Genomic DNA, 12335 nt, shown 5'->3' with positions numbered 1-12335 from the left:
GCGCCCGGGTGCGACGGGTCCGGAAACCATTAAGCGCCTCACACCGGAGGGTGTGAGGCGCTTACTCTGGTAGCCCCGACGGGATTCGAACCCGCGCTACCGCCTTGAGAGGGCGGCGTGCTAGGCCGCTACACAACGGGGCCAGAGGGTTGTCGACCGATCCTTTCGGACCGGGCAACGAGGCTGAACTCTACCGATTTTCACCGGCGCGGTCCAATCCGCTGGGGTACTAGGACTCGAACCTAGACTAACTGAACCAGAATCAGACGGGCTGCCAATTACCCCATACCCCAAAGGCATTTCACTGCCGCTGTGAGCTTGTCTCCGCCCTCACAACCTGGCTCGAAGAGAGTACCCGAGCAAGGGCCGAGACACCAAAACGAGGTCCCCCGGGCGGGTTGTCACTCCCGTCACACCAGCCTCTTGCCTGGCATCGGCGCGGCGGTCAACGGCAGGTCGCACACAGTCGCCAGCTTCATCCGCCGCGCGATCCACAGCGCCACCAGGCCGAACGCGACGAACTTCGCCACGTCGGCGAGCACGAGCCCCCAGGGCGCGTCCTTGGCGCCCAGGCTGTCGCCCACGCTGTCGGTCAGAGCCGCGAAGACGAACGTCACCACGTTGTTCGCCGCGTGCACCGCGATCGACGCCTCCAGGCCGCCGGTGCGCACGACGAGGAAGCCGGCCACCAGCCCGAACGCGAACCGGTCGAGGAACAGCGCCGGGCTCTCCCACGGCCAGATCCCGTGCGCCATCGTGAACAGCAAGGTGGTGACGAGGATCGCGATCACCGAGCTCCGCACCAGCGCACCGACCGCCTGCAGCAGGTAGCCGCGGAAGAAGTACTCCTCCCCCGCGGCCTGGAACGTCGACGTGAGCAACGTGACCGCAATCACCCCAGCCGCGTCGGGCGCGATCCCGCCGCCGCCGTCGCCCAATGTCTCGACACCGCCGAACTGGATCACGCCGACCATCACCAGCTCGATCAGTACGGCGGCCGCCGCGAATACGGCCAGCGGCTGCCAGCGCACCCGACCGATCACCGAGGACAGCAGCCCCGGCGCCTGGCGGTTGAGTTTCTGCGCCACCAGCATGCAGAGCGGGATCAGCACGATCAGCGACAGGTTCGTCGCCAGCAGCCCGAACCACGAGACGGTGCCTTCAGGATCCTTGCGGATGCCCTGCTGGACGAGCGCGATCACCAGGCTGGCGAAGATCCAGCCGGCATAGATCGTGAAGGCACCGAGGACGACGTAGCCGCTCGGCGTGATCGGGTTGCGCAGCAGCCGGTGGTACGGCGCCGGGGTCGCGTCAGGCATCACTCCGCCAGCAGGGACGCGCGGGCCCGCTCGAGCCGGTGCAGCGACTTCTCCCGGCCGAGCAGTTCCAGCGACTCGAACAGCGGCGGTGAGATCCGGCGCCCGGAGATCGCCACCCGGACCGGCCCGAACGCGTTCTTCGGCTTCAGGCCGAGTCCTTCGATCAGCGACGTCCGCAGGGCCGCCTCGATCGCCTCGGTGGTCCAGTCGACGTCGGCCAGCGCCTTCACCGCCGCCTCCAGGACGGCGCCCGCGTCACCGGTGAGCACCTTGCCGGCGGCATCCGGGTCGAGGGTGAACGCGGCCTCGTCGACGAACAGGAAGCCGAGCATCTCGACGGACTCCGACAGCGAGTTCATCCGCTCCTGCACCAGCGGTACGGCGGCCTGCAGGACGGCGAGCTGGTCCGCCGACGGCTCGACCGGGAGCACCCCGGCCTTGGCCAGGAACGGGATCATCCGGCTGCCGAAGTCGTCGGCCGGGAGCATCCGCATGTGCGCGGCGTTGATCGCCTCGCACTTCTTCGGGTCGAACCGGGCCGCGTTCGCGTTCACCTTGCGGATGTCGAAGGCCTCGACCATCTCCGCCATCGTGAACACGTCGCGGTCGTCGGCGATCGACCAGCCGAGCAGGGCCAGGTAGTTCAGCAGGCCCTCGGGCAGGAAGCCGCGCTCCATGTACTCGCCGAGGCCGGCGCCGGGGTCGCGCTTGGACAGCTTCTTGTTGCCCTCGGTGCCCATCACGAACGGCAGGTGCCCGAACCGCGGCGTCCGGCCGCCGCCGACGCCGATCTCGGCCAATGCCTCGTAGAGCGCGATCTGGCGGGGCGTCGACGGGAGCAGGTCCTCACCCCGCAGCACGTGGGTGATCTCCATCAGCGCGTCGTCGACCGGGTTCACCAGCGGGTAGAGCGGGTAGCCGTTCGCCCGGACCAGGACGTAGTCGCCCAGGTTCTCCGGCAGGAAGGTGATCTCGCCGCGGACCAGGTCGTCGAACACGATCGGCCGGTCCGGCATCCGCAGCCGGACCACGGGCCGCCGGCCCTCGTCGACGTACGCCTTGACCTGCTCCTCGGTGAGCTTGCGGCAGTGCCCGTCGTACCCGCTGTGCTGCCCGGCGGTGCGGGCGGCCTCACGGCGCTGGTCGAGTTCCTCCTGCGAGCAGTAGCAGTGGTACGCCTTGCCGGCGGCCAGCAGCTTGGCCACGACGTCGGCGTAGACGTCCATCCGCTCGGACTGCTTGTACGGGCCGTACTCGCCGCCGACCTCGGGGCCCTCGTCCCAGGTCAGGCCGAGCCAGCGCAGCGACTCGAGGGTGTAGCCGAGGGCCTCCGGAGTGTTCCGGGCCTGGTCGGTGTCCTCGATCCGGAGCACCAGCGTGCCGCCGTAGTGCCTCGCGAACGCCCAGTTGAACAGGGCGCTGCGGATGTTGCCGACCGTCAGCAGCCCGGTCGGGGACGGTGGGAAGCGCACCCGCACCTTGGTCGGCTCCAGGTCGCCCAGCACGTCGTCAGTCACGCACGATCACCTTGTTCGTCAGAGTTCCGATTCCTTCGACGCTGACCGACACCTCGTCGCCGGGCAGCATCGGGCCGACCCCCGCCGGGGTGCCGGTGAGCACCACGTCGCCGGGCAGCAGCGTGGTGAAGGAGGTGATGTAGGCCAGCACCTCCGGGATGCCGAAGATGAACTGCGAGGTCCGCCCGTCCTGCTTCGGCTCGCCGTTCACCGTCGTGGTGACCTGCAGGTCGGACACGTCGAGCTCGGTGCTGATCCACGGGCCGAGCGGGCAGAACGTGTCGTACCCCTTGGCCCGGGCCCACTGCCCGTCGCTCTGCTGCAGGTCGCGCGCGGTGACGTCGTTGGCCACCGTGTAACCGAAGATCACCTCGTTGACCCGCTCCTTGGGCAGGTCCCGGCAGATCCGGCCGATCACGATCGCCAGCTCGCCCTCGAAGTGCAGGTTGTTGGTCTGCTCGGGGTACACGATGCCGTCGCGCGGGCCGATCACACTCGTGTTCGGCTTGAGGAAGATCATCGGCTCCTTGGGGACCTCGTTGCCGAGCTCCGCCGCGTGCGCGGCGTAGTTCCGCCCGACGCAGACCACCTTGCTGCGCGGGATCACCGGCGCGAGCAGCCGGACGTCGGCCAGTTGCAGCTTCTCCCCGGTGAACTGGACCGGCCGGTAGAGCGGGTCCGAGTCGAGCACGGAGACGGTGCCGACGAGCCCTTCGGGGTCGTCGGTCTCGACGACGCCGTACCTCGGCTCGTCGTCCACGGAGAATCTGGCGATACGCACGGCCCGAGCCTACCGTCGGGCCGGGATGAGACAGTTATCCGGTGACTGTCGAGATCCGCCTTGCGCTGCCGACCGAGTACGACGCGGTCGGTGTGCTGGCCGCGGAGGCGTATGCGCACGACGGGTTCCTGAAGCCCGGATACGCGCAGACCGTGCGCGCTGCGGCGGACCGGGCTGCGAAGGCGGAGCTCTGGGTCGCGGCGGACGCTACTGGTCTGCTCGGCACGGTTACTTACTGTCCACCCGGGTCGGTCTACCGGGAGATCGGCCTGGACGACGAGGGTGAGTTCCGGCTGCTCGCCGTACCCGGTCGGGCCCGTGGGCTGGGCATCGGGACAGCGCTGACCGTGCGCTGCATCGAGCGCACCCGAGAGCTCGGGCTGTCCCGGATCGTGCTGAGCAGTGCGTCGTACATGGCGGCCGCACACCACATCTACGAGCGCCTCGGCTTCGTCCGCCTGCCCGAGCGGGACTGGTCGCCGCTCGCCGACATCGATCTCTACGCCTTCGCACTGGACCTGTGACTGCCACCCTGACCCGCTCGGAATGGACGTCGTCGGCTGACGCCCACGGCGCCCGCGTCGACTCGCTGGTCGCGGACCACCTGGATCGCCGGCGTCGCCGCGAAGCGCACCCGGTCGAGGACTTCCTCTTCACCTACTACCCCACCCGCCCCAACCAGCTCCGCGTCTGGCACCCGGGCCCCGGCGTCCGGCTCCTCGACGCCCCCGAGTACGACGGACGCCGCGGCTACACGTCCGTCGACGGGGTGACCGGCCTGGATCCGGGCGAGGTCGAGCGCCGGCGCGACAGCACTCAGTGGATCCGTGAGTTGCTGGCAGCGACCGCGGACCGGCAGCCGCAGTTCGGGTGCTTCGGGATGCACGAATGGGCGATGGTCTACCGGACGTCCGACGTACGGCATGAGAAGTGGCCGTTGCGGTTAGGTGCCGAGGGCACCGATCGGGTGGTCGAGTCGCACAAGATCGCCTGCTCGCACTTCGATGCGTTCCGGTTCTTCACGGCGCCGGCGCGCGGGCTGAACGTCCTGCAACCCACTCGGCAGACCCAGCCTGCGCTGGAGCAGGGTGGCTGTCTGCACGCCAACATGGACCTCTACAAGTGGGCCGGCAAGCTGATGCCGTTCACGCCGAGCGCTTTGGTCCTGGAATGTTTCGAGCTCGCCCGGGACATCCGCACGCTGGACATGCGTGCCTCGCCGTACGACCTGTCGGCTCTTGGCTATCAGCCGGTCATGATCGAGACGCCGGCCGGGAAGGCGGAGTACGCGACCGCGCAGCGTTCATTCGCCGCCCGTGCGTTGCCGTTGCGGCGGCAACTCGTTGCCTTGTGCGACGAACTTCTCCAGCCGGGTGGTTGAATGCGGCCTTGACCAGCCATGCTCAGGGGACCCGCAGCCGCATCCGGTCGCCGCGTCGACCGACAGCGTGTTCGGGATCATCTCGCTGATCTTCTGGGCCGTCACGCTGATCGTGACGATCAAGTACGTGCTGCTGGGCGCTAATGCAGACCTCGGCCACTTCGGCCGGGCTCCGATCACCAGGCCGTCCAGCTCGGGTACCTGCCGCGACTGCGGATCAAGCACACCTCCGACGAGACCGTCGGCCAGATCTACGTGCCCTGGGTGAACTGGGCGCTGATGATCTCCGTGCTCACGCTCGTGTTCGCCTTCCAGACGTCGGCGGCCCTCGCGTACGCGTTCGGGATGGCGGTCACCGGGACGGTCACCATCACCACCGTGCTGTTCTTCTACATCGTCAGGCGCCAGTGGGGTAAGCCGATCTGGGTGGTGATCGGCGGCGCCGCCGTGTTCCTGACCGTCGAACTGCTCTTCCTGGCCGCCAACCTGACCAAGCTGACCCACAGCGCCTGGCTGCCACTGCTGATCGGGATCACGGTGTTCACCGTAGACGCGCTGCACGAGCGGCCGGTCCGCCGGCTCGCGGGCGCGGCGGTGTTCCTGAACCGGGCAAGGAGACCGTCCCGCTGGCGCTGCGGGTGGGGGCCGATCAGACCTGCGAGCTGTCGGTCGAGCTGGCGGAGACGTCGTACTTCCTGTCCACCATCGAGCTCGGGGTCGGCGACTCCCCCGATATGCCGCGGTGGCGCAAGCGCCTGTTCGTGGCCACTTCCGGGATCACCGCGGACGCCGCGGAGTACTTCGGCCTGCCCCGCGACCGAGTTGTGATCATGGGCTCGCACATCAGCGTCTGGTCGTCGCCCCAGAGTCGCCCGGCAGCGTCTAGGCTCGTGTCATGGGGAAGATTGTGGCGATTGCGCTCGGCGTCCTGCTCACCGTCTGCGGCGCCGTCTTCACGTTCCAGGGGCTCGGCTATCTCGAGGGCAGCTCGATGACCGGCAGCAGCTTCTGGGCCATCGTCGGCCCGATCATCGCGGCCGCCGGCGTCTCACTGCTGTACGTCGCGATCCGCGGGCCGCAGCAACGCCGCTAGCAGGAGCAGCCCCGCCCGGACGAGCTCAGGCCGGTGTGCGAAGCACGGCCCACTGGTAATGCATCGGGCTGTCGTTGCGCCAGGTCTGCCAGTGCTCGACTGCGCCGTGGCGAGCCAGGGCTTCCTGGACAGCTGTGTCGGTGCGAATGCTGAAGAACCGACCGGGCCCGTGACCAGTGTCGTCCTGCCAGACCCGCTCTCCGCCGACTTCGTCACCCCACAGGCCGATCCCCAACGGAGCACCCGGACGCAGCACCCGCACGATCTCCGCCAACGCAGCGTCGAGATCCTCGTCTGCGACGTGAAGCAACGTGCTCATCGTCCAGCCCGCCTCGAACACGCCATCGTCGAACGGCAACCCGAGCGCCGACCCGACGTACGCCTGCAGACCAAGTGAGCGGCAAGCCTCGACGCTCGCCGGCGCCAGGTCGACGCCGGTGTAGTCCAGCCCAGCGGCGGCGAACGCCTGTCCGTCGCGGCCAGGTCCACAGCCGATCTCCACCACCGATCGGCGGCCCTCGGCGTGCAGTTGACCGAGGAAGCTCGTCCGTACGTCGACCCTGGAGTCGGGCAGCTCCCGATCGCGGCGGTCCCGCACCTCGTTGGTGTAGTAGTCGATCAGATCACTCTCACGCTGTGCCCTGTCACTCATCAGCGCATTCTAGAAACGGCTGGCGCGGTCGTCGCCGCCGTACCGGGTCAGTAGTAGTCGCGCATCAGCTCGGTTGCCCACTCCGGTTGCGCCGTTGGACCTTGTGGGCCGAACTCGGCCATGTAGGGCTTGATGTCCAGAACCGGTGTCCCGTCGATGGCGTCCAGGCCGCGCACCTGGAGGTCGAGACCGTCGACGGCGAGCAGCCGGCAGCGGGAGACGCCCAGCAGATTCGGGCGGTTCTTGCCGCGCTGGGCGAAGATGCCGACCTTGGGCCAGTCCGGGTTGCCCCGCGGGTGGCGGGCAGCGGTAGTGATCGAGGCAGGCTCGACGAGATGGAATTGGAACACCACCTCCAGGTGTGAGAAGGAGTCCAACCCGGCGACAGACTCCAGCCCGAAGCGGGTCCTGTCGAGACGGATCAGCGCCTGCTCGGCGTTCCAATCGTCGTCCGACGCCTCGCGGCGCCCTCCGAGAACAGTCCCGACAGGCTCCAGCACAACGGTTTGCACAGCGTTCCTCCTCTGGTCAGACGGCTGATCACGACGGCGCGGCTCGGCAGCTCCGGCCGACGATGTGTCGCAGCCGTCACGGTCGTACTGCGAAGAATTCCTGGAGGTGACGGTTCACCTGTTCCGGGCAGTCGAGCTGGGGGACGTGGCCGCAGCCGTCCAGGATCACGAGTTGGTCGTTCGGGAGTAGTTCCGCGAAACGGTGGGCGCGCTCGACAGGCTGGATGGTGTCCTGCTTGCCCCACAGCACCAGGGTCGGGGTCTTGGTGGCGGGGAGCGCGTCTTCGGACCGTGCCCAGTCCAGGCGTCGTTCCAGGAGATAGGTGGCGCGCATGTTGTCGTGGAAGGTCATCGGAGCCCACCACTCTTCCAGCAGTTGCTCGGTCAGGCGGTCCTTGTTGACCAGCATGCCCTCGGCCAGACCGCGGACCGTGGACTTGCCGGTGGACAGCTTGACCGCCAGTTCGCCGACGACGGGAATCTTCAGGGACTCCCACATCAGGGTGCCCCGCTCGTCCAGCCCGGTGGCGTCCAGCAGCGCAAGCTTGGTGACACGATCTGGGTGGCGCTGGGCGAAGGCCAGGGCCCAGCCGCCACTCCAGGAGTTGCCTGCCAGGGCGGCCTGCCGGACGCCGAGGCTGTCCATGAACGTGCCGACGGCGGAGACCATGGCATCCAGGTCGAAGGCGAAGCCGGAATCCTTGAGTTGGGTGTAGCCCTGGCCGGGAAGATCGACCACGTACACCGTGTGGTCGCGCGCCAGCACGTCAACCTGATCCTTCCAGCCGATGACAGAGGTACCGCCGGGCGAGAGCAGGATCACCGGCGCGCCGGATCCGGCCTGGATGTAGTGGAAGCGGGCGATCGGCGTCTCGGCGTACCGCGATCCGACCTGAGCCAGATAGGGCGAGCGGAATGCGCGGCCGTCCTCGGCCGGCTGCCAGCCGTACGCGCCGAACAGCAGCGCAGCCACCACCACTGCCAGCACAGCCGCCAACCAACGGCGCCAGCGTCGCTTGCGCGCCGGCCGGGCGGTCGCGGAGTGAGATGTGTCGTCCAGGTTGACCACGATGACCCCTCGGCTTGGTCCGACTGATGTTCGTACGTCCGGACACGCCAGCTGGACCGAGCGTGACACCGCAGCAGATGACACAGCTCACTTTTGATTTTGAGACGCGGACTACAGGGCGGCCCTGATCGCTTTGAGTGCGAAGAGGAGTGGGACGCGCGGAGCCTCGGTGGGGAGGTGCCACCAGCCCTGTGGGGTTTGCTGCATGGATGGCCAGCGGGGCCATTGGAGGACTTCGGACTCGCGGAGGCTCGTGATGGTGAAGCCGGTAGCGGCGAGGGTGGTGACGAGTTCGCCGAGGCCGTGACGCCATTCGTAGCTGCGTTGACGGCCGGGGACCTCGTCGCCGGTGTAGGTGACAGTCGAGTCGTGCGCGATCGGGCCGCGGCCTTCGAGGTAGTCGGTGCGGATCGTCAGGTCTTCGGACTCGCCGGGCAGCGACACTGGCCGGAGCGCGTTCAGGAGTGGGTGGAACTCGACGATGTAGACAGCGCCGCCGGGCTTGAGCAGGTCGCGGACAACCTTCGCCCAGGGCTGCAGATCCGGCAGATAACAGAGAGCTCCTTTGCCGGTGTAGACGATGTCGAACTGACGACCCCGCACGGCCTCGGCGGCGTCGTACACGTTGGCGTGCACATACTCGACCGACTGCCCCGCCTCGGCCGCGATCAGGCGCGCTTCCTCGAGTGACTTCGCCGACAGGTCCAACCCAACGGTCCGGGCCCCACGACGTGCGAACGCGATCGTCTCGGTCCCGAGGTGACATTGCAGGTGCAGTACGTCGCGGCCGTCGAGTGGACCGAGATCCTCCCACTCGTAGTCCGCGAACCAGTACTCCGCCGGCTGGCTGTAGAACTGGCTGGCCGCGTGCAACGGCGCCCGCGCGTCCCAGTCCGCCTCGTTGGCCGCCACCATTTCCCGAGTCTCCGCGTCCAGGCTCACTGACCCCTCCGTCCTCTGACGTTCAGCCACGGCCCAGTCTGCCCAAGCCCAGGTCCATACGTCCGCGCTCATACTCATCGGACGTACTCACTCACAGTCATGACGTGGGCCCCGCCGGACGGCGGGGCACACCCCCGTCGTCAGAACGTCGCTTCGGCGGTGACCTTCACGTACGCCCTGCTGAACCGCCCGTCCGGAACGCAGTTCAGCACCTGGGTCTGGCCCGGCTCCAGGTCGCTGCTGTTGCACTGGACGTTGCCCAGCACCTCGCCGGTCTTGCTGAGGAACTTGAAGTGCAGGAAGGCGGTCGAGGTGGTGTCGCTGATGTTCTTCACCTTGCCGGTGACCGAGAACATCTCGGCCTGGCTGGTCACCGTCCAACCGGCCAGCGTCTGGTGCTTGCCGATCGAAAATGCCTTCCCCACAGTGACTTCCTGCGGTTCGATGCGCGCCGTCGACTCCTCCACGCTCTTCGCGATCTCGTCGCCGGCCGAGGCGACGAAGGCCACACAGCCACCGAGGCCGAGGAAGCTCAAGGCCAGCAGAACGAGAAAGACGTTCCGGACCGTGTGCTTCTTCTTCGGCGGCTGCTGGTACGGCGGTGGCGGCTGGAAGTGGGCATGCTGCTTCTGCGGGTACTGCGTCACGATTCCCCCCTCGGAAAACGGTCAGACGTGGCGGCGCCGCAGCCTCTCGGCTGTTCCCCCGGCGCGTCACTCCGCGTGACTCTACCCCGGATTGCAACGCTGAGTAATCACGATTCGGTCTCACTCTCCTTCACCTCCTCGGCACCTTGTTCAAGGTTATGGAGTAAGCTTGAACACGGAAGGGACATAGTCATGGCGCGGGTGGAGTTGCATCGGTGGCCTGGGCACCCCGACGGGTTCACCCGGGCAGAGCGGCTGGGCGGGTCGTACGAGCTGTACTTCCCCGATCCCCTGGTCGGGCGGACGTTCGACTTGAGCGACGAGGTGCTGGCCGCCTTGGAGGACGCGGCCGGGGATCTCGCCCGGCTGGACGCGACGGCCGCCGTACTGACGAACAGCGAGGCGTTGGCGCGACTGCTGCTGCGGGCCGAGGCGGTCGGCTCCTCGCAGATCGAGGGACTGGTCGTCGGCGCACGACGCCTGCTGAAGGCCGAGGTACTGCGGGAGCGACAGCGTGACGTGACCGCCGAGGAAGTGCTCGGCGCGGTGGACGCGATGACCTGGGTGACCGAGTCCGTGCAGGCCGGCGACAAGCTCGAGGTCGAGCACCTGATGGAAGCCCACCGACGACTGATGGCGCACTCGCCGACGCCGGAACTCGGCGGCGAGGTCAGGTACCTGCAGAACTGGATCGGCGGCCGCTCCCCCGCCGAGGCGTACTACGTCCCGCCGCCGGCGCAGCTGATCCCGGAGTTGCTCGCCGACCTGATGGCGTTCGTCCGTGAGTCCCGCCTGCCGGTGCTGGCGAAGACCGCGATCGCGCACGCACAGTTCGAGACTGTCCATCCTTTTGCCGATGGCAACGGACGGACCGGGCGCGCACTGATCCACCTGATCCTGCGCGCGGAAGGACTGGTCGAGCGGACGGTCCCGCCGGTGTCGCTGTCGCTCGCGACCCACGCGACGCAGTACATCGAGGCGCTCACCGCCTTCCGGCATGTTGGCAAGCCGACCACGCCACGGGCCCGCACGGCAGCCAACCAGTGGCTGCTGATGTTCGCCGCCGCGTGCACCCACGCCACCGCGGAGGCCGCTCGCTTCGAGCGAACGGCGGCCGACCTCAAGGCCGCCTGGCGAGAACGCGCCGCACCTGTGCGGGCCGGCTCGGCCGTGGAGTTGTTGATCGAGACGCTGCCCGCCGCCCCGGTGCTCACCCTGGCCGGCGCGGCCCAGCTGATCGACCGGTCGCAACAGGCCGCCAACCAGGCGCTCGCCCGGCTGGTCGAAGCCCGCATCCTGCGGGAGGTCACCGACGGCCGCCGCAACCGCGTCTACGAGGCCCCCGAACTGATCGAGGCCTTCACCTTGCTGGAGCGGCGTTTCGCCAGCCCGGCAGCCGATACCCGCATCGAACCGCCTAGCAGACCCGTGCCGTCGAGGCCAGAACCGACACACCGCGCTCATTGACTTTCTCCTCCCGTTCGGGCAACAATTCGAACACATGTTCGATCTTGCCGCAAAATCCGATCGGGAGCGTGAGGAACCGTGATGCCGGAGCCGTTCGAATGGGACATCCTGTACCGCCCATCGGCGATGGCGATGGTCCGCGGGCAGCTCGGCTTCAGCTGGATGGTGTTGTCCGGCCGGCTCGCGGAACTGACCGACGAGCAGTACTTCTGGCAGCCGAGCGGCGAGGCGCTGACCGTCGTCCGGCGGCACTACGCCGGCCGGTTCCGATCGCTCGGGTCCGGCGACTGGGTCGCGCAGTGGCCGGACGAGCCGGATCATCGTGGGCCGCGCACGATCGCCTGGCTGATCGCGCACCTGACCGAGATGTTCTTCGAGCGCTGGGAGTGGACCTTCGGCGAGCGCCGGCAAGGACGTGCCGACATCACACTGCACGGGAACGCCCGCGACGCCGTGGCCTGGCTGACGCACTGGGTCGAGGCCTGGCGTGACTCGGTCGCCGCGCTGGACGAGGAGCAGGTGATGACGGTCGGCCTCAGCCAGGCGACCGAGCTCGACGCCGCCGAGCCTTTCGGCCACGTCGTACTGCGTCTCAATCGAGAGCTGATCCACCACGGCTCGGAGATCATGACGCTGCAGGACCTCTACGCGGCGGCGGCCTGAGACGCGGAGCGGTGGGGACCACAAGATGTGCGACACGCGGCGTGGCGGTGCCACAAAATGTCGGAGCCTCCCCCTAGCATCACTGCTGCTGGTGGTTTGGAGGCATCAACACCACAAGATGTGGGTGACTCCGAGGCAACAGGGGAATCCGGTGCGACTCCGGAGCTGCCCCGCAACGGTGAGCGGAAGCCTTCCGCAAGTCCGAGTACCTGCCACCGGCGCGTGCACCGCCGGTGCGCGCGGTCCGAGACCTCGAGGGCGGGTCGCAGGGCGTGACAGGCGCAGTCCCGGC

At 68.1% G+C, this 12335-nt stretch carries 15 protein-coding genes, 2 tRNA genes, 1 pseudogene and 1 riboswitch; of the genes and pseudogenes, 8 read left to right on the top strand and 10 right to left on the bottom strand.

What is annotated here, in order from left to right; genetic code table 11:
- Positions 1–67: 67 nt before the first annotated feature.
- From ACIBL3_RS27870 to ACIBL3_RS27850, 5 genes are all read right to left on the bottom strand, one after another.
- Positions 68–143: transfer RNA gene (locus ACIBL3_RS27870), tRNA-Glu, on the bottom strand.
- Positions 144–221: 78 nt separating this feature from the next.
- Positions 222–293: transfer RNA gene (locus tag ACIBL3_RS27865), tRNA-Gln, on the bottom strand.
- A gap of 117 nt (positions 294–410) precedes the next feature.
- A complete protein-coding gene (locus ACIBL3_RS27860) occupies positions 411–1319 on the bottom strand; it encodes a lysostaphin resistance A-like protein (RefSeq protein WP_396356554.1) in 909 nt (302 codons plus the stop codon).
- The gene (gene gltX, locus ACIBL3_RS27855; protein ID WP_396356553.1) at positions 1319–2836 is read right to left on the bottom strand and encodes a glutamate--tRNA ligase; all 1518 of its coding nucleotides are present in this window, start codon (positions 2834–2836) and stop codon (positions 1319–1321) included. Before gltX ends, ACIBL3_RS27860 begins: the two co-directional genes overlap by 1 nt.
- Complete coding sequence (locus ACIBL3_RS27850) at positions 2829–3617, bottom strand: fumarylacetoacetate hydrolase family protein (RefSeq protein WP_396356552.1); 789 nt, start codon at positions 3615–3617, stop codon at positions 2829–2831. Before ACIBL3_RS27850 ends, gltX begins: the two co-directional genes overlap by 8 nt.
- A 41-nt stretch (positions 3618–3658) precedes the next feature.
- Here ACIBL3_RS27850 and ACIBL3_RS27845 point away from each other — a divergent pair, with 41 nt between their 5' ends.
- The 6 genes and pseudogenes from ACIBL3_RS27845 to ACIBL3_RS27820 all read left to right on the top strand — a co-directional run bounded on the left by ACIBL3_RS27845 (position 3659) and on the right by ACIBL3_RS27820 (position 6091).
- A complete protein-coding gene (locus ACIBL3_RS27845; RefSeq protein ID WP_396356551.1) occupies positions 3659–4141 on the top strand; it encodes a GNAT family N-acetyltransferase in 483 nt (160 codons plus the stop codon).
- The gene (locus ACIBL3_RS27840) at positions 4138–4998 is read left to right on the top strand and encodes a 3-methyladenine DNA glycosylase (protein ID WP_396356550.1); all 861 of its coding nucleotides are present in this window, start codon (positions 4138–4140) and stop codon (positions 4996–4998) included. The genes ACIBL3_RS27845 and ACIBL3_RS27840 overlap by 4 nt, the downstream gene beginning before the upstream one ends.
- On the top strand, positions 4934–5266 hold the full coding sequence (locus tag ACIBL3_RS27835) for a KUP/HAK/KT family potassium transporter (RefSeq protein ID WP_396356549.1): 333 nt from the start codon (positions 4934–4936) through the stop codon (positions 5264–5266). The genes ACIBL3_RS27840 and ACIBL3_RS27835 overlap by 65 nt, the downstream gene beginning before the upstream one ends.
- A pseudogene (locus ACIBL3_RS27830) lies at positions 5188–5544 on the top strand (KUP/HAK/KT family potassium transporter); the annotation flags it as partial. The gene ACIBL3_RS27835 and the pseudogene ACIBL3_RS27830, both read left to right, overlap by 79 nt.
- Before the next feature lie 92 nt (positions 5545–5636).
- Complete coding sequence (locus ACIBL3_RS27825) at positions 5637–5993, top strand: hypothetical protein (RefSeq protein ID WP_396356548.1); 357 nt, start codon at positions 5637–5639, stop codon at positions 5991–5993.
- Positions 5903–6091, top strand: coding sequence for a hypothetical protein (locus ACIBL3_RS27820; RefSeq protein ID WP_396356594.1), 189 nt, complete (start codon positions 5903–5905; stop codon positions 6089–6091). Before ACIBL3_RS27825 ends, ACIBL3_RS27820 begins: the two co-directional genes overlap by 91 nt.
- 25 nt (positions 6092–6116) lie before the next feature.
- Here ACIBL3_RS27820 and ACIBL3_RS27815 read toward each other — a convergent pair whose 3' ends face one another.
- The 5 genes from ACIBL3_RS27815 to ACIBL3_RS27795 all read right to left on the bottom strand — a co-directional run bounded on the left by ACIBL3_RS27815 (position 6117) and on the right by ACIBL3_RS27795 (position 9913).
- Positions 6117–6743 (bottom strand): class I SAM-dependent methyltransferase, encoded by a 627-nt coding sequence (locus ACIBL3_RS27815; protein ID WP_396356547.1) that lies wholly within the window; start codon positions 6741–6743, stop codon positions 6117–6119.
- 47 nt (positions 6744–6790) lie between these two features.
- The gene (locus ACIBL3_RS27810; RefSeq protein WP_396356546.1) at positions 6791–7255 is read right to left on the bottom strand and encodes an SAM-dependent methyltransferase; all 465 of its coding nucleotides are present in this window, start codon (positions 7253–7255) and stop codon (positions 6791–6793) included.
- A gap of 76 nt (positions 7256–7331) precedes the next feature.
- Positions 7332–8324 carry an alpha/beta fold hydrolase gene (locus ACIBL3_RS27805; protein ID WP_396356544.1) on the bottom strand — a complete coding sequence of 331 codons (993 nt, stop codon included), beginning with the start codon at positions 8322–8324 and terminating at the stop codon, positions 7332–7334.
- Between the two features lie 111 nt (positions 8325–8435).
- Entirely contained in the window at positions 8436–9266 is an 831-nt protein-coding gene (locus ACIBL3_RS27800; RefSeq protein ID WP_396356543.1) for a class I SAM-dependent methyltransferase, read from the bottom strand.
- A 140-nt stretch (positions 9267–9406) separates the two neighbouring features.
- Positions 9407–9913: an FxLYD domain-containing protein gene (locus tag ACIBL3_RS27795; RefSeq protein WP_396356542.1), complete on the bottom strand. Its 507-nt coding sequence runs from the start codon at positions 9911–9913 to the stop codon at positions 9407–9409.
- 192 nt (positions 9914–10105) lie between these two features.
- Between ACIBL3_RS27795 and ACIBL3_RS27790 the strand changes: the two genes are divergently transcribed.
- Together ACIBL3_RS27790 and ACIBL3_RS27785 are read left to right on the top strand one after the other, a co-directional pair.
- Positions 10106–11380 carry a Fic family protein gene (locus ACIBL3_RS27790; RefSeq protein WP_396356541.1) on the top strand — a complete coding sequence of 425 codons (1275 nt, stop codon included), beginning with the start codon at positions 10106–10108 and terminating at the stop codon, positions 11378–11380.
- Positions 11381–11461: 81 nt separating this feature from the next.
- A complete protein-coding gene (locus ACIBL3_RS27785) occupies positions 11462–12043 on the top strand; it encodes a DinB family protein (RefSeq protein WP_396356540.1) in 582 nt (193 codons plus the stop codon).
- A gap of 105 nt (positions 12044–12148) precedes the next feature.
- A riboswitch (cobalamin riboswitch) is annotated at positions 12149–12275 on the top strand.
- Positions 12276–12335 lie beyond the last annotated feature (60 nt).

Source organism: Kribbella sp. NPDC050124 (assembly GCF_044460355.1).
GTDB lineage: Bacteria > Actinomycetota > Actinomycetes > Propionibacteriales > Kribbellaceae > Kribbella.
This window is presented reverse-complemented; position numbering and strand designations above follow the sequence as displayed.

Coding starts and splice junctions, on each gene's coding strand:
- ACIBL3_RS27785 (WP_396356540.1), top strand. CDS start 11,462: ATGCCGGAGCCGTTCGAATGGGACATCCTGTACCGCCCATCGGCGATG.
- ACIBL3_RS27790 (WP_396356541.1), top strand. CDS start 10,106: ATGGCGCGGGTGGAGTTGCATCGGTGGCCTGGGCACCCCGACGGGTTC.
- ACIBL3_RS27860 (WP_396356554.1), bottom strand. CDS start 1,319: ATGCCTGACGCGACCCCGGCGCCGTACCACCGGCTGCTGCGCAACCCG.
- ACIBL3_RS27815 (WP_396356547.1), bottom strand. CDS start 6,743: ATGAGTGACAGGGCACAGCGTGAGAGTGATCTGATCGACTACTACACC.